Genomic DNA, 25,106 nt, shown 5'->3' on the forward strand with positions numbered 1-25,106 from the left:
TGTCTGACTCTGGCATGTTTACATAGAACTTTGTGGCCAGTCATTCGGAACAATGAACCAAAACACGCCAGATTCTGATTGGCAATGAACAAAATGTCCGGGCCAGGTCACTAAAGCCTCAGGCTTTTTATTCATCGCAGACTCTCCATCAATAAAGCCCGTTGCCCAGCGGTGTTTTGGCAGTACATACATGGGCTCATTAAGTTTGTGGATGTCTTTTTGATAACACCAACGGCCCGACACGTTAGCCGTGTCGATGTCTAGTTCGAGGCATTGTGTCGGTACTGATTCACAATCAAATGGGTTGATGTAGAGCCTTCCCTGCATCAAAAGATGCTTGCTGGCAGGTTTATGATTAGGAAACTGCTCTTGAAATGCAAGCGTGTCACTCATCATGAGCTGGTGATGCATCATTCGAGATAGCTTGAGGTCAAGCCTGTCTTTGGCGTTAGGGCCAAACCATTGACCATCTTTAAGCAGGTAGAACTTGATCGCAACTTCCCAATGTTCCACGTCGCCATTTCGTTGGTTCTGGAGCAGAAAATCGATGGCACCTAATGTCCGCTTGCCTTCTTGCAATTGGATCTCTTCCGCAAGGACCTCGTAATTAGGGTGTTGCTCAAATTGTCGTCGGCATAGCTCTTGGTAAAGAAACCCCAATCTAGGGTTGCCTTTGTAGGGCGCAGATTTGGATAAAGAATGATCGACCTTGGTCGGTAAGCGGATTGCTATTCGCGGATCGCCAAAGACAAGGCTTGTAGAGGTTGATATCCATGATGTAAATTCAGTGAGGTCGTCTGTAGTCATGAGTGCTCTTATTTCCTTTCGACAGCCTTAGATTAAATTGCTATAACCATTTGGATCAAGAAACAAATCAGGAATTTGCATGAATCATCTACAACTTGAAGCCATATTAAACGAGAAACTGGCCCCGCAACTCATTAAAGATTACTGCCCCAATGGATTACAGGTAGAGGGGACATCTCAGATCAATAAAATAGTCACAGGTGTTACCGCTTCTCAAGCGTTGATTGATCATGCTATTGCCGTTAATGCTGATGCTATCTTGGTCCATCATGGGTACTTTTGGAAAGGAGAAACAGAGGCCATTCGAGGGATGAAAGGGCAGCGTATTCGTAGCTTAATCAAACACGACATTAATTTATTTGGCTACCATCTTCCGCTAGATATCCACCCAGAGCTCGGTAACAATGCCCAGTTGGCTCAATTGCTTGGTATTGATGTGGAAGGTGGCTTAGAGGGGCATCCTCAATCTGTGGCTATGTATGGCCGCTTAAAGGCGCCGGTCTCTGGTCATGAGTTTTCCAAAACCATTGCGACAGTGCTTAATCGTGAACCCTTGCATATTGCACCTGACGTGGATAAACCAATAGAAACGGTGGGCTGGTGTACAGGTGGTGGTCAGGATTATCTTGAGCTTGCCGCTTCTCACGGCCTTGATGCATTTGTGTCGGGTGAAATCTCTGAGCGAACCACCTATATTGCACGTGAAATGGGGATTCACTACTTTTCAGCTGGGCATCACGCCACGGAGCGGTATGGCATTAAAGCGTTGGGTGAATGGCTAGCGAGTGAGCATGACCTTGACGTTGAGTTTATCGATATTGATAACCCCGTATAACGCATCTTAAAAAGCCCACTGTGTTTGCAGCGAGGGCATGGTTGGGTTTTACGAAAAAAAAGAGCAGCCCTGGCGCTGCTCTTTTTTGGGTTAAAGTGGGCTCAAAAAGACGTTGAGCGCAAATAAAACGTTGTTATTCACGTTCGTGTAACGGTCTGAAATCACGCATATCTTCACCAGTGTAAAGCTGGCGTGGACGACCAATTCGGTTTGCAGGGTCACTGTGCATTTCGTTCCAGTGTGCAATCCAGCCAACGGTACGAGACATCGCAAAGATAACCGTGAACATAGAGACCGGAATACCAATTGCTTTCAAGATGATGCCTGAGTAAAAGTCTACGTTTGGATACAGTTTCTTCGAGACAAAGTACTCGTCAGATAGCGCAATACGCTCAAGCTCCATAGCAACATCAAGAAGAGGATCTTGAATGTTTAGTTCTTTGAGAACGTCATGGCAAGCTTCACGCATAACCGTTGCTCGTGGGTCATAGTTCTTATAAACACGGTGACCAAAGCCCATTAAGCGGAATGGGTCATCCTTGTCCTTTGCTCTATCAACATATTCTGGAATGTTGTCGACTGAACCGATTTCTTCCAGCATACGCAAGCACGCTTCGTTAGCGCCGCCGTGCGCAGGGCCCCAAAGCGAAGCAATACCAGCCGCAATACAAGCAAACGGGTTAGCACCAGATGAACCCGCAAGACGCACTGTTGATGTTGATGCATTTTGTTCGTGGTCAGCATGCAGAGTGAAAATCTTATCCATTGCGCGAGCAACGATAGGATTGACTTCATATTCTTCACATGGATTAGCAAACATCATGTGTAGGAAGTTTTCCGCGTAAGTCAGATCGTTACGTGGATAGATGAATGGTTGACCGATTGAGTATTTGTAACACATCGCAGCAAGTGTTGGCATCTTCGAAATGAGACGATAGGCGGCGATTTCACGATGATTGTCATTATTGACGTCTAAAGAGTCGTGATAGAAGGCTGCAAGAGCGCCAACTACGCCACACATTACTGCCATCGGGTGAGCGTCACGACGGAAGCCGTGGAAGAAACTTGCGATTTGCTCGTGAACCATTGTGTGACGAGTCACCGTTTGTTTAAAGCTCTCATAAGCTTCGCGAGTCGGTGCTTCTCCCATGAGAAGGATATAACATACTTCTAGGTAATCTGCATTGTTAGCCAATTGATCGATTGGGAAACCACGGTGCAGCAACACACCTTTGTCTCCGTCGATGTACGTGATTTGAGATTCACAGGATGCAGTGGCAAGAAAACCTGGGTCAAAAGTGAAATAACCATTTGCTCCAAGCTTACGAACGTCAACCACTTCCGGTCCAAGTGAACCTTCCATAATCGGCAATTCGATCGGTGCGGTACCTTCGATGTGAAGGGTCGCTTTCTTATCCGCCATAACAATCTCCTTTGTTTATTATTAATCCGTCCAGGATGTTTATGTGCCAATTTTTTACTTTGCTTCGAGTTCAAAGTCAATTTATATACGGTTTTGTGTGCACTTGTTATGATTTTTTGAGTAAAAATGGTTAAAAATCTGTGCTGTGTAGCATATTTTGTTACGGTAATTGTATTAGAATGTTGCCAGCCGTATAGTTGCGGTGAAAATTTTGGCCAAGTCCTTATAAAATCTAGGGTGCAAACCGAAGTGAGGTCGGTTTTAACTGCGGTCCTTTAACATTTCATTTACAATTATCTCTCTTGTAACACGGGAAATTTGTTAAGTTTGTGTTAATTTTTGAGGCTTACGTGCCAAAATTTATCTATAACAATAAATGCTCAATGGAGCTGAGTGAGCAAGCCCATGAAAGAAAGAAAGCCCAGACCTGTTAATTTAGATTTACAGACAATAAAAATGCCAATCACAGCAATCGCGTCCATCCTGCACCGAGTGTCGGGTGTGATTACTTTTGTGTCGATTGGAATCCTCCTATGGTTACTATCCAAGTCACTTTCATCACCTATTGGATTTGCGCAAGCGGCTGAAATCGTTGACGGTTTCTTCGTTACGTTTATCTTGTGGGGGATTTTGACTGCATTGGCTTACCACATTGTTGGTGGTATTCGTCATTTGCTTATGGATCTTGGTTATTTTGAAGAGCTCGATACTGGAGCAAAAAGTGCCAAGGTTTCCTTCATCTTGACAGGTATTCTGTCTCTGCTGGCGGGAGTATTAGTATGGTAGGTAGTGTTTCTTCAGTTGGTCGTAATGGTGTTCACGATTTCTTGTTAATTCGTGCAACCGCGATCATTATGACGCTTTATACGATTTACATCGTAAGCTTTTGTGCCTTTTCTGGCGATATCTCTTATGTGTCATGGACGCAATTCTTTGGTGGGACGTTTACGAAAGTCTTCACTATGCTCGCCCTGACATCAGTGCTGATTCATGCATGGATTGGCCTATGGCAAGTACTTACAGACTATATCAAATGCACTAAGTTACGTGGTGGACTGCAACTTGCGATTGTTGCCACACTTCTTGGTTATTTCTTTTCTGGTTTCTTTATTCTGTGGGGTGCGTAAGTGACTATTCCAGTTCGAGAGTTTGACGCTGTTGTAATCGGCGCTGGCGGTGCGGGTATGCGCGCTGCTCTACAAATTTCAGAGCAAGGCCTAAGCTGTGCTCTTTTATCTAAAGTTTTCCCAACTCGTTCACATACGGTGTCCGCTCAAGGTGGTATTACCGTGGCGCTAGGCAATGCGCATGAGGATCACTGGGAACAACATATGTACGATACGGTTAAAGGTTCCGATTATATCGGTGACCAAGATGCGATTGAATATATGTGTAAAAATGGGCCTGAATCTGTGATTGAGCTTGAGAAAATGGGCTTACCATTCTCTCGCTTTGATGATGGTTCAATCTATCAACGCCCATTTGGCGGACAATCAAAGAACTTTGGCGGAGAGCAAGCAGCACGTACTGCGGCGGCTGCAGACCGTACTGGTCACGCCTTGCTGCACACGCTGTATCAACAAAATATTAAACACAAAACGACCATCTTCTCTGAATGGTACGCGCTTGACCTTGTTAAAAACGAAGACGGCGCGGTAATGGGCTGTACGGCACTTTGCATGGAAACAGGCGAAGTGTGCTACTTCAAATCCAAGGCGACGATTTTGGCAACAGGCGGCGCTGGTCGTATCTATGCCTCGACAACGAACGCGCATATCAATACCGGTGATGGTGTTGGCATGGCAATTCGTGCTGGCGTCCCAATGCAAGATATTGAGATGTGGCAGTTCCACCCAACGGGTATTGCTGGCGCTGGTGTGCTGGTCACTGAAGGTTGTCGTGGCGAAGGTGGCTATCTACTTAATAAAGACGGTGAACGTTTCATGGAGCGTTATGCACCGAATGCAAAAGATTTGGCTGGCCGTGATGTTGTGGCGCGTTCAATGATGATTGAAATCCGCGAAGGTCGTGGTTGCGATGGTCCTTGGGGTCCACATATTAAGCTGAAACTTGACCATCTAGGAAAAGAGACACTTGAATCTCGCCTACCAGGTGTTTGTGAATTATCTCGTACGTTTGCTCACGTTGATCCAGTAAAAGAGCCGATTCCAGTGATCCCAACTTGTCACTACATGATGGGCGGTGTACCAACGCAGGTGTCCGGGCAAGCTATTAAACAAGATGCCGATGGGACTGATGTTGAGATTCAAGGCCTATTTGCTTGTGGTGAAATTGCTTCAGTTTCTGTGCATGGCGCAAACCGTTTAGGCGGAAATTCACTGCTAGATTTAGTTGTATTTGGTCGAGCGACAGGTTTACACCTTGGTGAAACACTGAATAAACAAGCCGAAGCAAAACCAGCAACTGACGCTGATATCGAACGTTCTCTCGCGCGTTACAACCGTTGGGAAAATAGCACTGGCGGTGAAGACCCAGCGCAGATTCGTAAAGATCTACAGCAATGTATGCAGAATAACTTCTCAGTATTCCGTGAAGGCGACGCAATGGCGAAAGGGCTTGAAGAGCTAAAAGTCATTCGTGAACGTTTGAATAACGCGTATCTTTCTGATAAATCTACAGAGTTCAACACTCAACGTATCGAATGTTTAGAGCTTGAGAACTTGATGGAAACGGCTTTTGCAACCGCTGTGGCAGCAAACTTCCGTACAGAAAGTCGCGGGGCGCACGCCCGATTCGATTTCCCGGATCGTGATGATGAGCAATGGCTATGTCACTCAATTTACAATCCTGAGACGGAAGCTATGTCTAAGCGTGGCGTAAATATGGAACCAGTACATCGTGACGCTTTTCCACCAAAAGCACGTACGTACTAAGAGGAGGACCAAATTATGCAACTGAATTTCTCTTTGTATCGTTACAACCCTGATGTTGATCAAAAGCCCTACATGAAAGATTACACCCTTGAGGTGGATGAAGGCTCTGACATGATGCTTTTGGATGCGTTAATTTTGCTTAAAGAGCAAGATCCAAGTATTTCATTTAGACGCTCGTGTCGCGAGGGTGTTTGTGGTTCTGACGGTCTCAACATGAACGGTAAAAATGGCTTAGCATGTATCACGCCATTGTCAGCGTTAGGGGGCGATAAGATAATTATTCGTCCTCTACCTGGATTACCTGTCGTTCGAGACTTGATTGTCGACATGACTCAGTTTTATGATAACTACTCGAAAGTTAAGCCATTTCTTGTTTCTGATGGTAATTTGCCTCCTTCGAGAGAGAATTTACAATCTCCTGAAGAACGAGCACATTTAGATGGCTTATATGAGTGCATAATGTGTGCTTGTTGTACAACATCTTGCCCGTCTTTCTGGTGGAACCCAGATAAGTTTATCGGTCCTGCTGGTTTGCTTGCTGCTTACCGTTGGCTTATCGATAGCCGCGATACGGCAACAGAAGAACGTTTGTCAGAATTGGACGATGCGTTTAGCGTATTTCGTTGTCACGGTATCATGAACTGTGTCAGTGTATGTCCTAAAGGATTGAACCCAACAAAAGCGATTGGTCATATTAAATCGATGTTGGTGAACCGCTCGATTTAATCGTCGATGGTGTTTTAGCGAAATAAAATTGTCGATTCGAGCAGAACGGCTCTGTGAGAATCGACTTTCGATTGCTCGGCGTAGACCGCAGCAACCATGAAAACTACTACTGGTAAGGGAAAATATGCACAACGGCGTGATGAAGGCATGGCTCGAGTCTTCACACTTGGCTGGCGCCAATGCAACCTATGTAGAAGACCTCTACGAACTGTATCTAAGTGATCCTGAACAGGTAAGTGAAGAGTGGAAACGTGTTTTTGATGAGCTGCCTATGCAGCCTGATGATGTGGTGGAACAACCGCATTCACGTGTCCGTGATTACTTCCGACGACTCGCTAAAGAAACAAAGCATTCAAGTGCGCAAGTAAGTGATCCTGAAGTCGATGCTAAGCAAGTAAAAGTACTACAGCTTATCAACGCATACCGCTTTCGCGGTCATCAAGCAGCAGATCTTGACCCATTAGGGTTGTGGAAACGTCCCCCCGTTGCAGAGCTTGACCCTGCATTCCACTCCCTCACGGATGATGATTTAGACGAAACTTTTAATGTTGGTTCTTTTGCCATTGGCCAAGAAAACATGACATTAAGAGACCTCCACAAAGCCCTGCAGAAAACCTACTGTGGTTCTGTTGGCGCTGAATACATGCACATGACAAACACGGAGCAAAAACGTTGGATTCAACAACGTTTAGAGTCTGTTGTGGGTCAACCCTCCTTTGATACTGACAAGAAACATGCTTTCCTCGAAGAGTTAACGGCAGCAGAAGGTCTTGAGCGCTATTTAGGCGCGAAATTTCCAGGTGCAAAACGTTTCTCCTTAGAAGGCGGTGACGCATTGGTACCGATGACGAAGGAATTAATTCGTCATGCTGGAACACAAGGTATTCGAGAAGTGGTTATTGGGATGGCTCACCGTGGTCGTCTTAACATGCTTGTTAACGTGTTAGGTAAAAAGCCGCAAGACTTGTTTGATGAGTTTGCAGGTAAGAAGCACGATGAAACTTGGGGCACGGGTGATGTTAAATATCACCAAGGTTTCTCAGCAGATTTCGCAACACCAGGTGGGGATGTGCATTTAGCATTAGCATTCAACCCATCTCACCTAGAGATTGTGAACCCTGTTGTTATTGGCTCAGTAAGAGCTCGCCAAGATCGTTTAGGTGACAAAGACGGCAGTAAAGTCTTGCCTATTACAATACACGGTGATTCAGCCATTGCTGGTCAAGGCGTGGTTGCTGAAACCTTTAATATGTCTCAAGCTCGTGGGTTTAGAGTGGGTGGTACGGTTAGGATTGTGGTTAATAACCAAGTGGGCTTTACCACGTCTAATCCTCATGACATGCGTTCCACCATGTACTGTACTGACATTGCCAAGATGGTACAGGCTCCAATTTTCCACGTGAACTCTGATGACCCTGAAGCGGTCGCCTTTGTGACACAAATAGCACTGGATTATCGAAATACGTTCCGTAAAGACGTGATTGTTGATCTGGTTTGTTATCGCCGTCATGGTCACAACGAAGCTGATGAGCCGAATGCTACACAGCCTTTGATGTACCAGAAAATCAAAAAACACCCAACACCTCGTAAGCTGTATGCCGACGTATTGATCGAGCGTAATGAAAGCGATATCGAAACGGCGACCCAAATGGTCAATGAATATCGTGATGCGCTAGACCGCGGTGAAGTGGTCGTAAAAGAATGGCGTCCGATGGCTCTTCATTCGGTTGACTGGTCCCCTTACCTCGGGCATGACTGGGATATGGACTGGGACAGCGCGGTAGGCATGAAGCGTGTAGTTGAACTCGGTGAGCGATTGGGGCAATACCCAGATAGCCATAAACTACAAAGCCGAGTGAACAAGCTCTACAACGATCGTGCCGCCATGATGACCGGCGAGAAAATGATCGATTGGGGTATGGCTGAGACGCTTGCGTACGCCACGATTCTTGATGACGGAAAACGCATTCGTATTTCAGGTCAAGATTCTGGCCGTGGTACGTTCTTCCATCGACATTCCGTTCTTCACAACCAAGATGATGCAAGCACCTATATTCCATTGGCTAATATCCATGATAAACAAGGACCTTTCCAAGTTTTTGATTCGGTATTATCTGAAGAAGCAGTATTGGCGTTTGAATATGGTTATGCAACAGCAGAGCCCGGCGGCCTAACTATTTGGGAAGCGCAGTTTGGTGATTTTGCTAACGGCGCTCAAGTGGTTATTGACCAATTCATCTCATCTGGTGAGCAAAAGTGGGGACGATTATGTGGTCTCACTATGTTGCTTCCTCATGGCTATGAGGGGCAAGGCCCAGAGCACTCCTCGGCAAGACTGGAGCGTTACTTACAGCTTTGCGCAGAGCAAAATATGCAGGTAATCATTCCTTCTACGCCCGCTCAGGTTTATCACATGATTCGTCGTCAAGTCGTGCGCCCTATGCGTCGACCTATGATTGTCATGTCACCAAAATCTTTACTTCGCCATCCATTGTGTACATCCAGCTTAGAAGACTTAGCTAATGGCACATTTGAGCCAGCGATTGGTGAGATTGATGACCTTAACCCAGAGAAGATAAAACGCGTTGTGTTCTGTTCCGGCAAAGTGTACTACGACCTTCTGCAGCAACGTCGTAGTGACGAGCAAGATGATGTCGCAATTGTGCGTATCGAGCAGCTTTATCCATTCCCACTGGATGATGTGAGATCGAAAATATCGAAATATACCAACCTAGAAGATGTCGTGTGGTGTCAAGAGGAACCGCAAAACCAAGGTGCTTGGTATTCAAGTCAACATAATTTCCGTGCAGCGATTCCTGTAGGTGTTGATTTGAAATATGCGGGTCGCCCTGCATCTGCCTCACCGGCGGTTGGTTATATGTCCGTACACTTGAAACAACAGAAAGCGTTGATTGACGACGCGTTGACCTTGATTAAGAACTAGAAGTAAAAGGAAGAAACAGATATGACAATTGAAATTCTGGTTCCAGACTTACCTGAATCTGTCGCTGATGCAACCGTCGCGACTTGGCATAAGAAACCAGGCGAAGCCGTGGCTCGTGATGAAGTCATTGTAGATATTGAAACCGACAAAGTTGTGCTAGAAGTGCCGGCTCCAGAGGCGGGTGTACTTGAAGAAATCATTCAAGAAGAAGGCGCAACCGTATTATCAAAAGAACTCATTGCTCGCTTGAAGCCTGGTGCTGTTGCCGGAGAGCCGACAAAAGATACCACTGACGCAACGCAAGCCTCACCGGATAAACGCCATAAAGCGGCATTGACGGAAGAGTCTAACGACGCATTGAGCCCAGCGGTACGTCGCCTATTGGCGGAGCATAGCTTGAGAGCGGAAGATGTGAAAGGCACTGGAGTTGGTGGTCGAATCACTCGTGAAGATATTGACGCCCATCTTGCTTCTGCGAAAAAAGCACCGCAGGCAGATGATGTTGCAGTGGCTGCACCAATCTCGGCTCGTAGCCAAAAACGCGTTCCAATGACGCGTCTTCGCAAACGTGTTGCAGAGCGACTGCTTGAAGCGAAAAACAGCACGGCCATGCTAACGACGTTTAACGAAGTGAACATGAAGCCAATCATGGACTTGCGTAAGCAATATAAAGACCAGTTTGAAGAGCGTCACGGCACACGTTTGGGCTTTATGTCTTTCTACGTGAAAGCCGTAACAGAGGCACTAAAACGTTACCCTGAAGTGAACGCTTCAATCGATGGCGATGAAATTGTTTACCACAATTATTTCGATATTAGCATGGCGGTATCAACGCCTCGTGGTTTGGTGACACCTGTCCTAAAAGACTGTGACACGCTCGGGTTTGCTGGCATCGAAAAAGGCATTAAAGACCTGGCGATAAAAGGTCGTGATGGCAAGCTAACCGTTGAAGAGTTGATTGGCGGTAACTTCACTATTACTAATGGTGGTGTGTTTGGTTCTCTAATGTCGACGCCAATTATTAACCCACCGCAAGCGGCTATTTTGGGTATGCATAAGATCCAAGACCGACCAATGGCGGTGAATGGCAAGGTTGAAATCTTACCAATGATGTACCTAGCGCTGTCTTACGATCACCGTCTTGTTGATGGTCGTGAGTCGGTTGGTTTCTTGGTTACGATTAAAGAACTACTAGAAGATCCAGCACGCTTATTGCTCGACGTATAGTCACGTGTTGTTTGTTCATTTGGGTGGTTAAACATCCAAAGTAAAAGGGGCTAGGCAGGCTCAGCGTCTAGCTCTTATTTAGCCCTTTTATGGGCGATTCGTAGAAGTACCTCCTACAGACGTATGGCCAACTTATCGGCTTTATGGAAATAATAAATCCCTTTAGGGATAAACAAATGGAATAACGAAATGAATTTGCATGAATATCAAGCCAAACAGCTGTTTGCAGAATTCGGTTTGCCTGTACCAGAAGGTTTCGCATGTGATACGGCTCAGGAAGCTTTTGAAGCGGCTGGTCGTATTAGCACAGATAAAAAAGTAGTGAAGTGTCAGGTACACGCTGGTGGTCGCGGTAAAGCGGGTGGCGTTGAGTTGCATGATACGAAAGAAGGCGTTAAAGCGTTTGCACAAAAATGGCTTGGTAAAAACCTTGTCACTTTCCAAACGGATGCAAATGGCCAACCAGTGACGAAAATCTTGGTTGAAGAAGCATCAAATATCGCCAATGAACTTTACCTAGGCGCAGTTGTTGATCGCGCGACTCGTCGAATTGTCTTTATGGCTTCGACGGAAGGTGGCGTAGATATTGAGAAAATTGCAGAAGAAACCCCAGAGCTCATTCATCAAGCGGCCATTGACCCATTAGTTGGTCCTCAGGCTTACCAAGGGCGCGAGCTTGCATTCAAGCTTGGCCTCGTTGGTGATCAAATCAAACAGTTCGTTAAGATCTTCCTAGGTCTTGGCAACATGTTTGCTCAGTACGATTTAGCCCTATTAGAAATTAACCCACTGGTTGTGACGGCAGAAGGTAACCTTCTTTGCCTTGACGGAAAAATCAACATCGATTCAAATGCGATGTACCGTCAACCTAAACTGCGTGAGATGCACGATCCATCACAAGAAGATGAGCGTGAAGCACATGCGGCACAGTGGGAACTTAACTACGTAGCACTAGATGGCAGCATTGGCTGTATGGTTAACGGTGCTGGCCTAGCGATGGGCACAATGGACATCGTTAACCTGCACGGCGGTCAACCTGCTAACTTCCTTGATGTAGGGGGCGGCGCGACGAAAGAACGTGTAACGGAAGCCTTTAAAATCATCTTATCCGACACCAATGTTAAAGCGGTTCTTGTGAACATCTTTGGCGGTATTGTACGTTGTGATCTTATTGCTGACGGCATCATCGGTGCGGTTGAAGAAGTCGGTGTGGAAGTGCCAGTTGTTGTTCGCCTTGAAGGTAACAACGCGCCGTTAGGTTCGCAAAAACTTGCGGAAAGTGGTCTAAATATCATTGCTGCGACTTCTCTAACTGAAGCTGCGGAAAAAGTTGTTGCTGCAGCGGAGGGCAAATAATGTCTGTACTAATTAATAAAGATACGAAAGTTATTTGTCAGGGCTTCACTGGTGGTCAAGGTACATTCCACTCAGAGCAAGCGATTGACTACGGAACACAAATGGTTGGTGGTGTTTCTCCGGGTAAAGGCGGTCAAACGCATCTTGGTCTTCCGGTGTTCAATACTGTTCGTCAGGCAGTAGAAGCAACAGGCGCTACTGCGTCAGTTATCTATGTACCCGCACCGTTTTGTAAAGACGCGATTCTTGAAGCGATTGATGCTGGCATAAAGCTCATCGTCACTATCACTGAAGGTATTCCAACGCTTGATCTTCTTGACGTTAAAGTCCGTCTAGATGAAGCGGGGGTTGTGATGATTGGACCTAACTGTCCAGGCGTGATTACGCCTGATGAATGTAAGATTGGCATTATGCCTGGTCATATTCATAAGAAAGGTAAAGTGGGCATCGTTTCTCGCTCAGGTACGCTGACTTATGAAGCCGTTAAGCAAACCACCGACGAAGGTTTCGGTCAGTCGACTTGTGTTGGTATTGGTGGTGACCCGATCCCAGGTTCAAACTTCATCGATATTCTTAAGCTTTTCCAAGAAGACCCTGAGACAGAAGCCATCGTAATGATTGGTGAGATCGGCGGTACAGCGGAAGAAGAAGCGGCAGCGTACATTAAAGCTAATGTCACTAAGCCAGTCGTTTCTTACATCGCAGGTGTTACTGCTCCTCCTGGTAAGCGTATGGGCCATGCTGGCGCAATTATCTCTGGTGGTAAAGGTACGGCTGAAGATAAGTTTGCAGCACTTGAAGAAGCTGGCGTCAAAACAGTGAAAAGCCTTGCTGATATCGGTAAAGCACTTCGTGAAGTCACTGGCTGGTAAGCGTTAGTCAGTTGTAGAATGCATAAAATGGCTCCCTAGGGAGCCATTTTTTATGGTCATCATTTTTTTAACCTACTCAAAACTCGCGAGTAAGTAGCCAGAATCTAATCTCTGGAAGGAACAAGCTGAGCCATCAAGAAAAATGCGGCAGCGCTTATGACGACCGATGGCCCTGCTGGCGTGTCATAAAGCCAAGATAAGCTGAGTCCACATAATACGGCAATCATCCCGATAATCGAGGCTGTAAAGGCCATTCGCTCAGGCGTGCGGGTAAATTTACGTGCGGTCGCTGCTGGAATAATGAGCAGCGACGTCATGATGAGCGCCCCGACAAATTTCATCCCAATGGCTATCACAAGCCCTACCATGAGCATGATCAGTAAGCGCATTAGGTCGACATTGACGCCCTCAACAGCTGCAAGGTCTTCACTCACGGTCGTAGAAAGCAACGGACGCCAAAAGACAAACAACAACCCACCAATAACGAGTACCCCACAATAGATGTAAACGAGATCCGTTGGGGATACGGCAAGCAAATCACCAAATAAGTAGCTCATTAAATCAACGCGGATATTGTCTAAGAAGCTAACGGCAACCAACCCGAGGGATAGCGCGCTGTGTGCCAAAATACCAAGAAGCGTATCAGTGGCGACAAGTTGCTGCTTTTGCAGGGTCACTAAGATAACAGCCAATGCCATACAGCAAATAATGAGTGCTAAATAGAGATTAATGTTGAACAGAAAACCCAGAGCTAGCCCCATCAACGAAGCGTGCGCCAGTGTATCGCCAAAATAAGCCATTTTTCGCCAGACTACAAAAGAGCCAAGTGGCCCTGCAATCAAGGCAATACCAAGGCCGGCAAGAATCGAAGGAAGTAGAAACTCAATCATGATGCGAATGCCCGTGTTTATGATGTCCACATTGTGCAGCATCACCCGATACAGCGTCACCCGATAAATCATGATGATGGTGACTGTGTTGGTGTTGATAAAATGCCAAGGTTTCCTTGGTGGCACTGCCAAACAATGCAATATAGGACGGATGTTGCGTAATAGTTTGTGGGCTACCCTGACAACAGATGTGGTGATGAAGACAGATCACATCATCCGTTTTTGCCATGACTAAGTGCAGATCATGGGAGACCATAAAAACCGCGCAGCCGAAGCGGTGACGAATAGTATCAATTAATTCATACAAATCAATCTGACCTTGCACATCTACGCCTTGAGCGGGTTCATCCAAGACCAGTACATCAGGCCTTTGCAGCAGAGCTCTAGCAAGTAAAACACGTTGATTTTCACCACCCGAGAGCTGATGCATATTACTCGTGATAAGGTGCTCTGCGCCTACGAGTTTTAAAGCATCAAGTCGTTCTTGCGCGCTGTATTTTCCGGCAAGTGCTAAGAATCGACTGACATCTAGTGGCAGGGTTTCATTGAGCTTTAGCTTTTGTGGCACGTAGCCAATACGGAGCTTTTTAGCTCGAACCACGCTTCCTATATAGCGTTTTTGCAGACCTAATACGACTTTGACAAGCGTAGACTTTCCGGCACCGTTAGGACCAATTAGTGTAAGGATCTGACCCTTATTGATCGTCAATGTGATGTTATCGAGCACACGACGCTTACCGAACTCGACAGAAACACCATCGAGCCGAATTAATTCGGACATGAATAGAACTCATTTGCAAATGCTGAGTGTTATAATGTAACATTTAACGTATTCTTAAGCCAGTCTATGATAAGAGACCGCCATGTACCGTTATATTTCCACTGTTGCGCTAGCGACATTAATACCAATGAAAGCCAATGCTTTTGAAGTGTTAAGCAGTATTAAACCGTTTGAAATGATCTCTCATGAGTTGATTCTTGATGGCCAAACAACCTCTTCATTGTTGAACGCCAATGCATCGCCACACGACTATGCAATGAAGCCATCAGATGTAAAAAGATTGCGAAGCAGTGATTTGGTCGTCTGGTTTGGACCTGATCTTGAGAGCTTTCTTGCCAAGTCGCTCGACGGCAATACCAATGTCGTAAAAATTACTGATATTGACGGGCTGCCACTGCGTGAGTTCGGTAGTGATGACCATGGTCATGAAGGTCATCACCATGGTAGTTACGACCCGCATGTTTGGTTGGGACCCGCGCAAGCGGTAATAGTCGCGCAGGCAATTAGTCAAAAACTCATTGAAGTGGATCCTGATAACCAGGAAAAGTACGCTGCGAAGCTCGCGGATTTTAAGCGAAATCTTAGCCTGACCGAAGATAAAATAAAACACACGCTTGCCCCAATCAAAGAAGAAGGCTATTACGTATTTCATGACGCATACGGGTATTTCGAGTCGTACTTTGGTCTCAATAATCTTGGTCATTTTACCGTGAGTCCAGAGCGTAAGCCGGGCGCTAAGACACTGATTAATATTAAAAGCACATTAAAAAGTGAACAGGTAAAATGTGTGTTTGCTGAGCCCCAGTATACACCGGCTGTTATTGAAACCGTTACCCGCGGTACGGGTACTCACATCGGTAGACTCGATCCTTTAGGCACCGATATTGCTATTGAAAAAGGCAGTTATTTCACTTTCCTTGAATCGATTTCAATGAGTTACTCTGATTGTTTGTTGCAAGAATAAAGTGAGCGAGTGAGCTTTAACTAGCATGGGTGTGATCCAATAAACAGATTAACCGATGATTTTTAGAAGAACGCTTTAATAAAAAGGTCAAATCGATTAAATTGGTGATAATTATCGCCGCGAATTAACCGGGTTTACCTTGACTGACATTGCCTCTATCCAACGACGTTTATTGCCCATGTCTCTTACTCGAGTCATGGGCAGATTGTTGAGAGCGTATTTGTATAGAGGGCTTACAATAACCTATTCAGGCCTACTGCAGGGCATGCTTGTATTATCGGTCATGATCGCCTCTAAGGTTATTGCATCCGAATTCCCTCCTATTTTTTATCCACTTCAAATGCAATCACAAGGGCAGTATTTACCCGCTAAAAAACTCAATATGGGTCAGCAGGGGGGCTTGTGGTCATTTGACGTTCATGACCAATTACGCTTTTTCGATGGTAGCCGTTTTGTTGCTGTAGAGAATCCCCCATTTGAGGCCTCATCATCTACCTTTTCGCATGGGCAGTTTTGGTATTACCGTAATCATAGCGTGTACGCACAGGTTCCGACTGGCAATGAACGGCATGTTTATGATGTGGACTTGATTAATACGATAAGTAAAGTTGGCGCATCAAAAGATTATCTCTGGTTTGTCGATGAGGTGAATATTTATCTCTATTCAATGGGGGATAAACGAGTGACAGAGGTATCGCTGCAGAAATTTGAGCCTTTTCATTCAGGTTTAACGATAGACGTATCGGATGCCATATTGGTGCACAACACATGGTACTTCGCAACATCTGTTGGCGTCTTTGCTTGGGATAACCATGTTCTGAGCCGAGTTAAACTGTCCACAAGTGCGTTGGCCACGACGCTTTATTATTCTACCGACTTAAACCAACTCATTGTTGGCTACACCACCGGTGCAGAAATCTACTCTTTGAGTTCCTCACAGTCCCAGTATTTTGGTTTAGCGCGTTCGCATGTGTTGACCATCGACGAATCAGAACAATACATTTGGTTAGGAACAGAGCACGGACTCTACCTTGTTGATAAGCGAACCAAGCAAGCCAGCAAAGTCGAGGTAAACCCCAATGATGAATATGGTCTGATGGGGGAAAAAATTTACTCTTTAGCTCGAGATGGCACGCAGGGTATGTGGATAGCGACCAACAGCGGAGTGCGTTATTTTTCTGAGTATGATGCGTTATTTCGTCGGTTTTCAGTGACACATCAAGAGGATTTACGAAGGGTTGATACGAAATTAGATATGTTCGACAACCCGCTCGGTGGATACTGGGTTGTGACCAATAATGGCCTGTATTCCATCAATAATGATGGATTATCAACGTTGGTATTTTGGGGGCAGGTCTCTTCTGTCGCACAGCGGGGTAAGACCCTTTGGCTGGCAACCGAGAGAGGACTGTTATCGTTAGATTTAGGTCGCTATCGGGTAGCGTCGTTAATGGATGAGTTTCCTACATTGCCAGCAGAGATCGATCATCTGTCTTTTCGTGGCTTTGATAACGATGATGATACTCTCTGGGTGAGCAGTGGACTGCGCGTATTAGCGATTGATCTATCCAACCATACACTACGAGATTTCGGTCAAGACTGGATACTGAAAAAACACCTGCCAGCTAAAATTACGTCGCTGAAAGCACTAACAAACAAAAAGTTAGCGGTTGGTACGGATCATGGATTGTATCTGATAGATAAGGATAAGAGCCACTATGTCAATGACAGTGAGTCCTTTGGACGTGTGATTGAAATGACGGATACCAGAGAGGGACTTTGGGCGGTGAGCAGCTACGGTGTATTCAATTATCACCTGCTGAACCAAGTATTGACGCCAATAGCCTTGCCACAAAATAATATTAGACCGGTATGTGTCACTCAAAGTAAAGAGGCAATATGGCTCATCACATCGAGAGGCGTAAGTGCACACTTACATACAGGTGCCTTGTTGCGTGAGCTCTCAGAGCCCTATGGTGTAATAAACAATGAATTTATTGATGGTAGTTGTGCGTACAACCAAGACACTGATGCGGTTGCTGTAGGTTCTCGATATGGCATTGTCGAATTTACGTCTGATGAGGTATTGAGCGCGTCATACCCCACTCAAACCGTATTGATAACAGAACTTCGCGTTGATAACCAACCCGTGTCGATTGGAATGAAGCCATCAGAAGTGCTGCGTATTCCATATGGTGAATCGATAAGTGCTAGATTCGGCGTTTGGCCATTTTCTTCGGGACAAACCGTTGAATACCGTTTTGATGGTGATGAAGACTGGACACCTATCCAAGGGCTTGAGTTGAGCTTGGATAAACCTGCTGAAGGGACTCATCAACTATCCGTTCGCGTGCGTGGTGATGAGAGCACGCGTCGCCTAAAATCATTTCAATTTGTGGTGCTAACCCCATGGTATAAGTCTATTCGCTTCTATGCGTTTAGTGTGGTGATGTTGCTGGTGGTGATTATCTGGGGTGTTCTATGGCGTTCGCGACGTGTTACCGCAATTAATAAGATGTTAAAGACTCAGGTATCGCTTAAAACAGAGCAATTGCAGCATCAAAGCCGAGTGCTTATTCGGAGTAATCAGCAACTACGTAAAGTTTTTCACGTCAGGCAAGAGGTCGTACGTGACTTAGTGAAAGCGGCAATGGATGCATCAAAACAGAATGTTTGGTATCGAGAATATCAAGAAAAAATGCATCGGGATAATAAGCATCACGATGAACCATTTAATAACCTCGAAGCGGTTTTTAACAAAGACAGTCAACGTTCGCCAGTATGTTCTGTGAGTGCGTTTATTTATTTTTCCGTTAAGGCTTGGCAACAAGAGTTTGATAGTCATGGTGTGCGAATTAATTTGGGTGTTTTACCATCTCAAAGTAAGGTTATTTTAGACGATTGCAATCTAGATATTATTTTCAATTCTGTTTTGGCAAGTGCATTGAAGCGCCTAGTCAGGGGGCAAGTCATGGACATTATTGTCGATGTGGATCGAACTAAGCTAAGCGTGATATTTGAGGATTCAGGATTGCCGTTTCCGAGTGTAAACCGAGCGCCGGAGGGATTCGAAAGCACGGACTTAGAGAAAGTCTTAGACTTCAGCCCAAGTCGTTTACCTATGCATATACATAATTCGGGGGGGGAACTGCTTCCTATTGAAAGGGGTGAGTTGAATCGAGTGGTGATACGGTGGAACCTATATAGCGAGAACTCAGTGGCGACGATTGAGAATCAACCGTTATTTGTCCCTCCTAGCCCCGTAACAAATACGTCGCCAACAATGCATGATAAAACGAGTGCTAAGCATGATGACTGGAAAACGAATGTGATTCAGTTAGTGGCAGAGCAATGTACTCACGCGGAATTCAGTACATCAAGTGCCGCCAAGGCCTTGTTTATTTCTGAACGTAGTTTACAAAGGCGATTTAAATCTTTGTTTGGCGTTACGTTTTCTGACTACTTAAGTGAAGTTAGAATGGAAAAAGCATGTGAGATGCTACTGCAAGGAGACAAGGTCGCCGATGTTGCCTTTGCTTGTGGATTTAATGATCCTTCGTATTTTTCACAGCGTTTTAAGCTCTATTTTGGCGTCTCACCCTCTAAGTTTGTGCTGCTAGATAACGATGAGTCTTCATAGCGAAAAGGCGTGGAAAAAAGCGCGTTGTTTGACGCGCTCGACCTCAAGGTTAGTGCGCTCAAACATGAGCTGATCGCCGGGACGTAGTTGTCCTAGCTTCATTAAATCTCGAAATGCAACCACCCCAATCTTACGGTAACCGCCAAGAGTTTGCCTATCTTGTAATAAAATAATGGGTGAGCCGCCATGAGTAATTTGAACGGAACCGCATACAATTCCCTCTGAGATCATGCTGATGTCCTGTGGTGTTAACCGCGGCTGGCTTAATTGCGGTGACGTCGATCTAGAAGAAGGTGAGCTGGTTTGATCTATGGTTAAACGAATGCCCATGCGATCAGTTTGCGGTGAAACGGTGAAGGTTCGCTGAAAAAAGTCACGTCGAAACGCATCAGAAAAAGTAGCGTGCTGATAGCTGGGAATCAATTTGATTTTTTGCAACGCGGGATACGTTGATATTTGTGAGCGAGGTATTTGAGATCCAGCCATAGGTGAGCGAGGTCTTGGTGAGTCTGATGTTGGCGCTATGGGCAGTGTATCTTGTTTTATTGCGAGTATGTCGCCTTTCTTTAGTGGTTCACCATTATTGATACCACCAACTTGATTTCTCATCACGGTAGAAACACTGCCGAGATGTGAGGGGATATCAAACGCGCCTTGGATAGAAAGGTAGGTACGCAATCCACTTTTGGGACGTTTCAACGTCAAACACTCGCCTTTATTGAGGGTAAATGGCTGCCAATTTGAGATCGGTTGAAGGGAGGGGGTGGTCACCGCTTGGCAGTCTGCGCCAGTGAGAATCATGGTGATAGTGTCGGTTGCCTGAAATTGAGCATGTCCAAATAAGATCTCAATACTGCTATTTGTGATGGGATTTCCTAATGCCTTTTGTCCCCAGCAATGAGCATGCAAGTCGCAAGCCCCTCCTTGACTTAGACCAAATTGACCGACATTAAATCGCCCGAGATCTTGAACCAAACAGAGGTGGCCTGGATTAATGATCACCAATGCGGGCATAACTCACCTCCTAGTGCGATGAACTCATCTTGATGAATAGCATGGAATTGAACGCGGTCACCTACCTGTAATAACGAATGTTGCGGCGAAGCGGCGTCATACAGCGAGACAGGGCAATTACCGATAATGTTCCAACCACCGGGTGTCGACATGGGATAAACCGCGGTTTGGCGGTCAGCAATACCTACGCTTCCTTTTGGTACGAATTTTCTTGGCTCTGTTAGCCTAGGCATGCGAATAAGAGGATCTACGTCAGCAAGAAAAGCAAAACCGGGAGCAAAACCTATTGCACAAACGGTATAAATTGTTGATTGATGGCAAGCGATAATGTCATGTGTTGAAAGCGAGAGTTGTGCGGCCATGTTGATGAGGTCGGGACCCACGCTGGTATCATAGTAGATAGGTAACTGGATGGTTTTTTGCAAGCGGTTTGAGTCTTGCCTCATTGGCTTTATCGCGCTGATGAAACGACGAAGTTCGGCGTCATCTAGCTTAAGCGGGTGGTACTCAATCGTGAGCGATGTATAAGATGGGATGCAATTTAGAATGTATGGTGCATAGTGTTGCTTAATCTGTCGTGCATACTCTGCGATCAGTACGGGTAGCTCTGGGTCAATCTCAGCACCAAAATAGACGATGAGACTAGACTCGGAAGCCGGTTGAATCGTTAGGCTACGGTTCATTGGTTAAACCATACTGATTAATTAATGTTCTTATTGATGTGGCGACTTCAATAGAGGCAGCGTTATCGCCATGAACACATAATGTACTTGCGCTGAGTTTCAGCGCACGACCTGTTGCTGAAAACACCACGCTATTCTCCAAGATCGAATGTGCTTGTGTAAGAATATCGTCTTCCTTGTGAAATACTGCGTCAGTTTGAGTACGCGGTGCTAATTCTCCACCTTCTGTATATCGACGGTCCGCAAAGGCTTCGAAGATGACCGTCACTCCCATTTCATTAGCGAGATGAATCGATGGCTCAGGTTGTTTGTTTGCTAAAAGCATCACTGGGAGATTGAGTATGGCCGCTGCCTTAAAAATAGCCGTCATAACGGACGTTGAAGCCATCATATCGTGGTACATCGCACCGTGAGGTTTTATGTAGTCGACTTGACATGAGTGCAGCTGACAGATGCCTTGTAATGCGCCGACTTGGTACATAATCGACGCGGTGATTGCACTTTCAGACATATCAATGCTTCTGCGACCAAAGCCTACCTTGTCATCGTAGCCGGGATGAGCGCCAATAGAGACATTATGCTGGCGGCATAGCCGGACGGTGTTAGACATCGTTTCTGGGTCGGAGGCGTGAAACCCACAAGCGATATTGGCCATATCCAATAGTGGGATGAGTTGTTCATCACGGCCAAGCGACCATATACCGTAGCTTTCACCTACGTCGCCATTTAGTGTCATCATGACTCTAATTTCCTGAAAATAAATGAATTCCATTATGCGGTAATTCTAGTCGAATAGACAAATTGAAGGGAGGTGAGCGTGTGGTTTTTGAGAAGAATAGACAAGAAGAAAAAAAAATCGCGGCACAGTCGGGGGACCATACCGCGGGTGTCAATGACACCTTCGCTTGCTGCCGGAGTGATGTGGATGACCACATCACCTCTGGAATTTCATAAACAGGCGCGATTTGCTCTGTTGAAATTTACTATAACGACTCTCACTTAATTTCCTTATAAAAAAAACGGCAACCTACCATTAAAATTACGACATTTTTAAGTTTTCATTTTAACTTGTTTATTTTATTGGGTTTTTTGTTTTTTGTTTTAGTTTTTTAGATTTTATAGAAAGGCCGTTAATCTATGGATGTCACTATTTTTGACGAAATTAACGTGATTTTTTTGACGTTACTTTCAGTTACAATTGCCACAAACTTGATTTAACGCAAAGCGGAACATAAGATTGCGCCTTTAAAATAACCGCTAATGTTAATATTTCTCATTACCAATCATACTTTGGGTGAACTAAATGAAGCTGGCTGAATTACAAGTAGGAAGCAGTGGTACGATTACTGCTTTATCGGGGCTCTCGACTGACGTCCGAAAGAAACTAATGGTAATGGGAATTTTACCTAATACAGAGATTAAAGTGATTCGCCGAGCTCCGATGGGTGATCCTCTTCAGATTGAAGTTCGTGGTGTCTCATTGGCTATTCGAAATGCGATAGCGCAATCCATTGAAGTGGAGTCTGCAAAATGAACTACACCATTTTAACGGTTGGTAACCCAAACAGTGGCAAAACGACCTTGTTCAATGGGCTTACCGGCGCTAAGCAACAAGTCGGTAACTGGGCGGGTGTCACCGTCGAAAAGAAAACGGGGCAATACCGTCACGCAGGCGATATGTTCCAGCTTACCGACCTGCCAGGTATATATGCACTGGATAGTGGTAATGATGGCAACAGTATCGATGAGTCAATAGCATCTCGTGCGGTTCTTACACATCCAGCCGATCTGATTATTAACGTTGTTGATGCGACCAGTCTTGAGCGCAGTTTATATATGACGCTTCAACTTCGTGAATTGGGTCGACCAATGATCGTTGTTCTTAATAAAATGGATGCGTTGAAGCGTGAACGCGTCAAACTGGACATTAAGGCGCTTGAAAAAACATTAGGCTGCCCAGTTCTAACACTTTCTGCGACAGATAAAGACCAAGTGAGAACGCTAAAGGAGCAACTGCATAAGATCTTAGTTCAAGGTTTGACCTTAGATAAAATCGATCTTAATTATGGCGATGACATGGAGCATGCCATTGCTAAGTTAGTTCCAATGTTTACGGGTGAGTCTGTCGATGCGAGAGCGTTGGCAATTCGTTCACTTGAAGATGATGTCATGGTATTGAATACCTTAACCAGTGAACAAAAAGAAGCGGTTGCAACAGCTCGTATGCAAACGGGGATAGATATTGACTTACAAGTTGCCGATGTTAAGTACACGTTTCTCCATGAAGAATGTAAAAAATTACGCCGCAGTGAAGGCAAATTAAGCCGTAGCTTTACTGAAAAAGTGGATGGTTTTATCCTAAATAAGTGGATTGGGATTCCATTTTTCTTTGTTGTGATGTACTTGATGTTCATGTTCTCTATTAACATCGGTAGCGCGTTTATTGATTTCTTTGATATTGGCGTAGGGGCATTGCTCGTTGATGGAGGCCATCATCTATTAGACGGTCATCTGCCAGTCTGGTTGGTGACTTTAATCGCTGACGGTGTCGGTGGCGGTATTCAAACGGTGGCGACCTTTGTTCCTGTCATTGCTGCACTTTATCTATTCCTTGCGGTATTAGAAAGTTCTGGCTACATGGCCCGCGCTGCTTTTGTTCTTGACAAAGTGATGCAAAAAATCGGTCTACCAGGTAAGGCATTTGTACCACTTGTTCTTGGGTTTGGTTGTAATGTACCGTCTATTATGGCCACTCGTACCCTTGACCAAGAGCGTGAACGTAAGTTAGCGGCATCAATGGCTCCGTTTATGTCGTGTGGTGCTCGTTTACCTGTTTATGCATTATTTGCAGCAGCTTTCTTTCCAGACAGTGGGCAAAACATTGTTTTCGCTCTTTATGTGTTGGGTATTGTTGCCGCTGTATTTACCGGGCTTGTGCTAAAACACACCATTTACCCTGGTTCAAGCGATAGCTTGGTCATGGAGATGCCAGACTACGAGTTACCAACCGTTCAAAATGTCATGATAAAGACATGGCAAAAACTGAAGCGCTTCGTACTTGGTGCTGGTAAGACTATCGTGGTGGTGGTGACCATTCTTAGCTTCTTTAATTCAGTTGGCATGGATGGTTCGTTTGGTAACGAAGACAGTGAAAATTCTGTGTTATCAAAAGCGGCGCAAGTCGTAACTCCTGTTTTTGCTCCGATGGGCGTTCAGCAAGACAACTGGCCAGCGACGGTCGGTATTATCACGGGCATTTTCGCAAAAGAAGCCGTGGTTGGTACACTCAATAGCTTGTATACGTCAGGCGATGATGAGGGTGCTGAGTTTGACCTGATGGCGAGTTTGCAAGAAGCGGTGGCGTCTATTCCAGAGAATCTGGCAGGGTTGAGTTATTCTGATCCATTAGGTGTTGATGTCGGTGATTTGTCCGATACCAATGCGGTGGCCGCAGACCAGGAAGTTGATTCATCGATATTTGGTAACCTGAAAGGGTACTTTGTGAGTGCTAATGCTGCGTTTGCTTACCTTATCTTTATCTTGCTCTACACGCCTTGTGTGGCAGCAATGGGCGCGTATGTGCGAGAGTTTGGTCAGAAATATGCACGCTTTATTGGTGTTTGGACCATGGGGCTTGCTTATGGCAGCGCGACATTATACTACCAAGTGACTCACTTTAGTGCGCACCCAATGTCGAGTGCTGCTTGGATCTGTGGCATCCTAGTGTTCTGTTTGTTGGTCTTTAAGTTGTTGAAATCGGAAGGCAAGAAGCAACAAAAAGGCTTAGAGGCACAGGTGGCATGATCTTAGCTGACTTGAAAGCGCATATTGAGCATCACCCTGGCGTCACTCGCCAAGCGCTTGCTGCAGAGTTTGCCTTGAGTGAAGATGGCGTAGAAGCCATGCTTGAGGTATGGATACGGAAAGGTAAACTGTCGAGAACAGAGGACTGTGATAAAGCCGGACAATTGCTTCGAGTGAGATATCACGTCAACCAACCCAATGGGTTGTCTATCCAAGTTAAGATGTAAAAAAAGGCCTCATGTTGAG

22 protein-coding genes are annotated in these 25,106 nt (G+C 45.4%); 15 read left to right on the top strand and 7 right to left on the bottom strand.

The genetic code is table 11. The features are described from left to right. Positions 1-18: 18 nt before the first annotated feature. Positions 19-807, bottom strand: coding sequence for a DUF1853 family protein (locus tag ACE1OE_RS07720; RefSeq protein WP_449210632.1), 789 nt, complete (start codon positions 805-807; stop codon positions 19-21). Between the two features lie 79 nt (positions 808-886). On the opposite strand from ACE1OE_RS07720, the gene ACE1OE_RS07725 reads away from it, so the two are divergent. Then, positions 887-1,642 (top strand): Nif3-like dinuclear metal center hexameric protein, encoded by a 756-nt coding sequence (locus ACE1OE_RS07725; protein ID WP_449210633.1) that lies wholly within the window; start codon positions 887-889, stop codon positions 1,640-1,642. A 133-nt stretch (positions 1,643-1,775) separates the two neighbouring features. Here the strand turns inward: ACE1OE_RS07725 and ACE1OE_RS07730 are convergent, their stop codons facing one another. Further along, entirely contained in the window at positions 1,776-3,065 is a 1,290-nt protein-coding gene (locus ACE1OE_RS07730) for a citrate synthase (protein ID WP_102468803.1), read from the bottom strand. A gap of 393 nt (positions 3,066-3,458) precedes the next feature. Between ACE1OE_RS07730 and sdhC the strand changes: the two genes are divergently transcribed. From sdhC to sucD, 8 genes are all read left to right on the top strand, one after another. Beyond that, complete coding sequence (gene sdhC, locus ACE1OE_RS07735; protein WP_102468802.1) at positions 3,459-3,851, top strand: succinate dehydrogenase cytochrome b556 subunit; 393 nt, start codon at positions 3,459-3,461, stop codon at positions 3,849-3,851. Next, the gene (gene sdhD / locus ACE1OE_RS07740; protein WP_102468801.1) at positions 3,845-4,192 is read left to right on the top strand and encodes a succinate dehydrogenase, hydrophobic membrane anchor protein; all 348 of its coding nucleotides are present in this window, start codon (positions 3,845-3,847) and stop codon (positions 4,190-4,192) included. The genes sdhC and sdhD overlap by 7 nt, the downstream gene beginning before the upstream one ends. Next, entirely contained in the window at positions 4,193-5,959 is a 1,767-nt protein-coding gene (gene sdhA, locus ACE1OE_RS07745) for a succinate dehydrogenase flavoprotein subunit (protein WP_102468800.1), read from the top strand. A gap of 15 nt (positions 5,960-5,974) precedes the next feature. After that, positions 5,975-6,685 carry a succinate dehydrogenase iron-sulfur subunit gene (locus tag ACE1OE_RS07750; RefSeq protein ID WP_102468799.1) on the top strand — a complete coding sequence of 237 codons (711 nt, stop codon included), beginning with the start codon at positions 5,975-5,977 and terminating at the stop codon, positions 6,683-6,685. A 124-nt stretch (positions 6,686-6,809) separates the two neighbouring features. Continuing rightward, complete coding sequence (gene sucA / locus ACE1OE_RS07755) at positions 6,810-9,629, top strand: 2-oxoglutarate dehydrogenase E1 component (RefSeq protein ID WP_102468798.1); 2,820 nt, start codon at positions 6,810-6,812, stop codon at positions 9,627-9,629. Positions 9,630-9,650: 21 nt separating this feature from the next. Continuing rightward, positions 9,651-10,856, top strand: a complete 1,206-nt coding sequence (gene odhB / locus ACE1OE_RS07760; RefSeq protein ID WP_372059481.1) for a 2-oxoglutarate dehydrogenase complex dihydrolipoyllysine-residue succinyltransferase — start codon at positions 9,651-9,653, stop codon at positions 10,854-10,856. A 189-nt stretch (positions 10,857-11,045) separates the two neighbouring features. After that, entirely contained in the window at positions 11,046-12,212 is a 1,167-nt protein-coding gene (gene sucC / locus ACE1OE_RS07765) for an ADP-forming succinate--CoA ligase subunit beta (protein WP_372059480.1), read from the top strand. Beyond that, complete coding sequence (gene sucD / locus ACE1OE_RS07770) at positions 12,212-13,084, top strand: succinate--CoA ligase subunit alpha (protein WP_102468795.1); 873 nt, start codon at positions 12,212-12,214, stop codon at positions 13,082-13,084. The genes sucC and sucD overlap by 1 nt, the downstream gene beginning before the upstream one ends. 104 nt (positions 13,085-13,188) lie before the next feature. Here sucD and znuB read toward each other — a convergent pair whose 3' ends face one another. Then, entirely contained in the window at positions 13,189-13,974 is a 786-nt protein-coding gene (gene znuB / locus ACE1OE_RS07775) for a zinc ABC transporter permease subunit ZnuB (RefSeq protein WP_102468794.1), read from the bottom strand. Next, complete coding sequence (gene znuC, locus ACE1OE_RS07780; RefSeq protein ID WP_372059479.1) at positions 13,967-14,755, bottom strand: zinc ABC transporter ATP-binding protein ZnuC; 789 nt, start codon at positions 14,753-14,755, stop codon at positions 13,967-13,969. Before znuC ends, znuB begins: the two co-directional genes overlap by 8 nt. 82 nt (positions 14,756-14,837) lie before the next feature. Here znuC and znuA point away from each other — a divergent pair, with 82 nt between their 5' ends. Further along, complete coding sequence (znuA, locus tag ACE1OE_RS07785; protein ID WP_102468792.1) at positions 14,838-15,719, top strand: zinc ABC transporter substrate-binding protein ZnuA; 882 nt, start codon at positions 14,838-14,840, stop codon at positions 15,717-15,719. A gap of 220 nt (positions 15,720-15,939) precedes the next feature. Then, positions 15,940-19,359 carry a helix-turn-helix domain-containing protein gene (locus ACE1OE_RS07790; RefSeq protein ID WP_449210634.1) on the top strand — a complete coding sequence of 1,140 codons (3,420 nt, stop codon included), beginning with the start codon at positions 15,940-15,942 and terminating at the stop codon, positions 19,357-19,359. Here the strand turns inward: ACE1OE_RS07790 and ACE1OE_RS07795 are convergent. Genes ACE1OE_RS07795 through ACE1OE_RS07805 form a run of 3 tightly spaced genes read right to left on the bottom strand, consistent with a single transcriptional unit; the run spans position 19,354 to position 21,792 of the window. Further along, on the bottom strand, positions 19,354-20,373 hold the full coding sequence (locus ACE1OE_RS07795) for a 5-oxoprolinase subunit C family protein (protein ID WP_449210635.1): 1,020 nt from the start codon (positions 20,371-20,373) through the stop codon (positions 19,354-19,356). The two genes, ACE1OE_RS07790 and ACE1OE_RS07795, sit on opposite strands and share 6 nt — an antisense overlap. Next, positions 20,358-21,056 carry a 5-oxoprolinase subunit PxpB gene (pxpB, locus tag ACE1OE_RS07800; protein WP_449210636.1) on the bottom strand — a complete coding sequence of 233 codons (699 nt, stop codon included), beginning with the start codon at positions 21,054-21,056 and terminating at the stop codon, positions 20,358-20,360. The genes ACE1OE_RS07795 and pxpB overlap by 16 nt, the downstream gene beginning before the upstream one ends. Further along, positions 21,046-21,792: a 5-oxoprolinase subunit PxpA gene (locus tag ACE1OE_RS07805; protein ID WP_449210692.1), complete on the bottom strand. Its 747-nt coding sequence runs from the start codon at positions 21,790-21,792 to the stop codon at positions 21,046-21,048. Before ACE1OE_RS07805 ends, pxpB begins: the two co-directional genes overlap by 11 nt. Before the next feature lie 83 nt (positions 21,793-21,875). Here ACE1OE_RS07805 and ACE1OE_RS07810 point away from each other — a divergent pair, with 83 nt between their 5' ends. From ACE1OE_RS07810 to ACE1OE_RS07825, 4 genes are all read left to right on the top strand, one after another. After that, positions 21,876-22,010, top strand: coding sequence for a hypothetical protein (locus tag ACE1OE_RS07810; RefSeq protein WP_277869432.1), 135 nt, complete (start codon positions 21,876-21,878; stop codon positions 22,008-22,010). A 349-nt stretch (positions 22,011-22,359) separates the two neighbouring features. After that, positions 22,360-22,590 (top strand): FeoA family protein, encoded by a 231-nt coding sequence (locus ACE1OE_RS07815; RefSeq protein ID WP_102468787.1) that lies wholly within the window; start codon positions 22,360-22,362, stop codon positions 22,588-22,590. Further along, positions 22,587-24,860, top strand: coding sequence for a Fe(2+) transporter permease subunit FeoB (feoB, locus tag ACE1OE_RS07820; protein WP_449210637.1), 2,274 nt, complete (start codon positions 22,587-22,589; stop codon positions 24,858-24,860). The genes ACE1OE_RS07815 and feoB overlap by 4 nt, the downstream gene beginning before the upstream one ends. Next, the gene (locus ACE1OE_RS07825) at positions 24,857-25,087 is read left to right on the top strand and encodes a FeoC-like transcriptional regulator (RefSeq protein WP_102468785.1); all 231 of its coding nucleotides are present in this window, start codon (positions 24,857-24,859) and stop codon (positions 25,085-25,087) included. The genes feoB and ACE1OE_RS07825 overlap by 4 nt, the downstream gene beginning before the upstream one ends. Positions 25,088-25,106: the final 19 nt, after the last annotated feature.

It is taken from the genome of Vibrio sp. E150_011 (assembly GCF_053544015.1).

Bases quoted from the DNA above. Each gene is read 5' to 3' on its own strand.
- feoB (WP_449210637.1), top strand. From the start codon at position 22,587: ATGAACTACACCATTTTAACGGTTGGTAACCCAAACAGTGGCAAAACG.
- ACE1OE_RS07725 (WP_449210633.1), top strand. From the start codon at position 887: ATGAATCATCTACAACTTGAAGCCATATTAAACGAGAAACTGGCCCCG.
- ACE1OE_RS07730 (WP_102468803.1), bottom strand. From the start codon at position 3,065: ATGGCGGATAAGAAAGCGACCCTTCACATCGAAGGTACCGCACCGATC.
- ACE1OE_RS07720 (WP_449210632.1), bottom strand. From the start codon at position 807: ATGACTACAGACGACCTCACTGAATTTACATCATGGATATCAACCTCT.
- ACE1OE_RS07750 (WP_102468799.1), top strand. From the start codon at position 5,975: ATGCAACTGAATTTCTCTTTGTATCGTTACAACCCTGATGTTGATCAA.
- sucC (WP_372059480.1), top strand. From the start codon at position 11,046: ATGAATTTGCATGAATATCAAGCCAAACAGCTGTTTGCAGAATTCGGT.
- ACE1OE_RS07825 (WP_102468785.1), top strand. From the start codon at position 24,857: ATGATCTTAGCTGACTTGAAAGCGCATATTGAGCATCACCCTGGCGTC.
- znuB (WP_102468794.1), bottom strand. From the start codon at position 13,974: ATGATTGAGTTTCTACTTCCTTCGATTCTTGCCGGCCTTGGTATTGCC.
- ACE1OE_RS07805 (WP_449210692.1), bottom strand. From the start codon at position 21,792: ATGACACTAAATGGCGACGTAGGTGAAAGCTACGGTATATGGTCGCTT.
- znuC (WP_372059479.1), bottom strand. From the start codon at position 14,755: ATGTCCGAATTAATTCGGCTCGATGGTGTTTCTGTCGAGTTCGGTAAG.
- sucA (WP_102468798.1), top strand. From the start codon at position 6,810: ATGCACAACGGCGTGATGAAGGCATGGCTCGAGTCTTCACACTTGGCT.
- znuA (WP_102468792.1), top strand. From the start codon at position 14,838: ATGTACCGTTATATTTCCACTGTTGCGCTAGCGACATTAATACCAATG.
- sucD (WP_102468795.1), top strand. From the start codon at position 12,212: ATGTCTGTACTAATTAATAAAGATACGAAAGTTATTTGTCAGGGCTTC.
- ACE1OE_RS07795 (WP_449210635.1), bottom strand. From the start codon at position 20,373: ATGCCCGCATTGGTGATCATTAATCCAGGCCACCTCTGTTTGGTTCAA.
- pxpB (WP_449210636.1), bottom strand. From the start codon at position 21,056: ATGAACCGTAGCCTAACGATTCAACCGGCTTCCGAGTCTAGTCTCATC.
- ACE1OE_RS07815 (WP_102468787.1), top strand. From the start codon at position 22,360: ATGAAGCTGGCTGAATTACAAGTAGGAAGCAGTGGTACGATTACTGCT.
- odhB (WP_372059481.1), top strand. From the start codon at position 9,651: ATGACAATTGAAATTCTGGTTCCAGACTTACCTGAATCTGTCGCTGAT.
- sdhD (WP_102468801.1), top strand. From the start codon at position 3,845: ATGGTAGGTAGTGTTTCTTCAGTTGGTCGTAATGGTGTTCACGATTTC.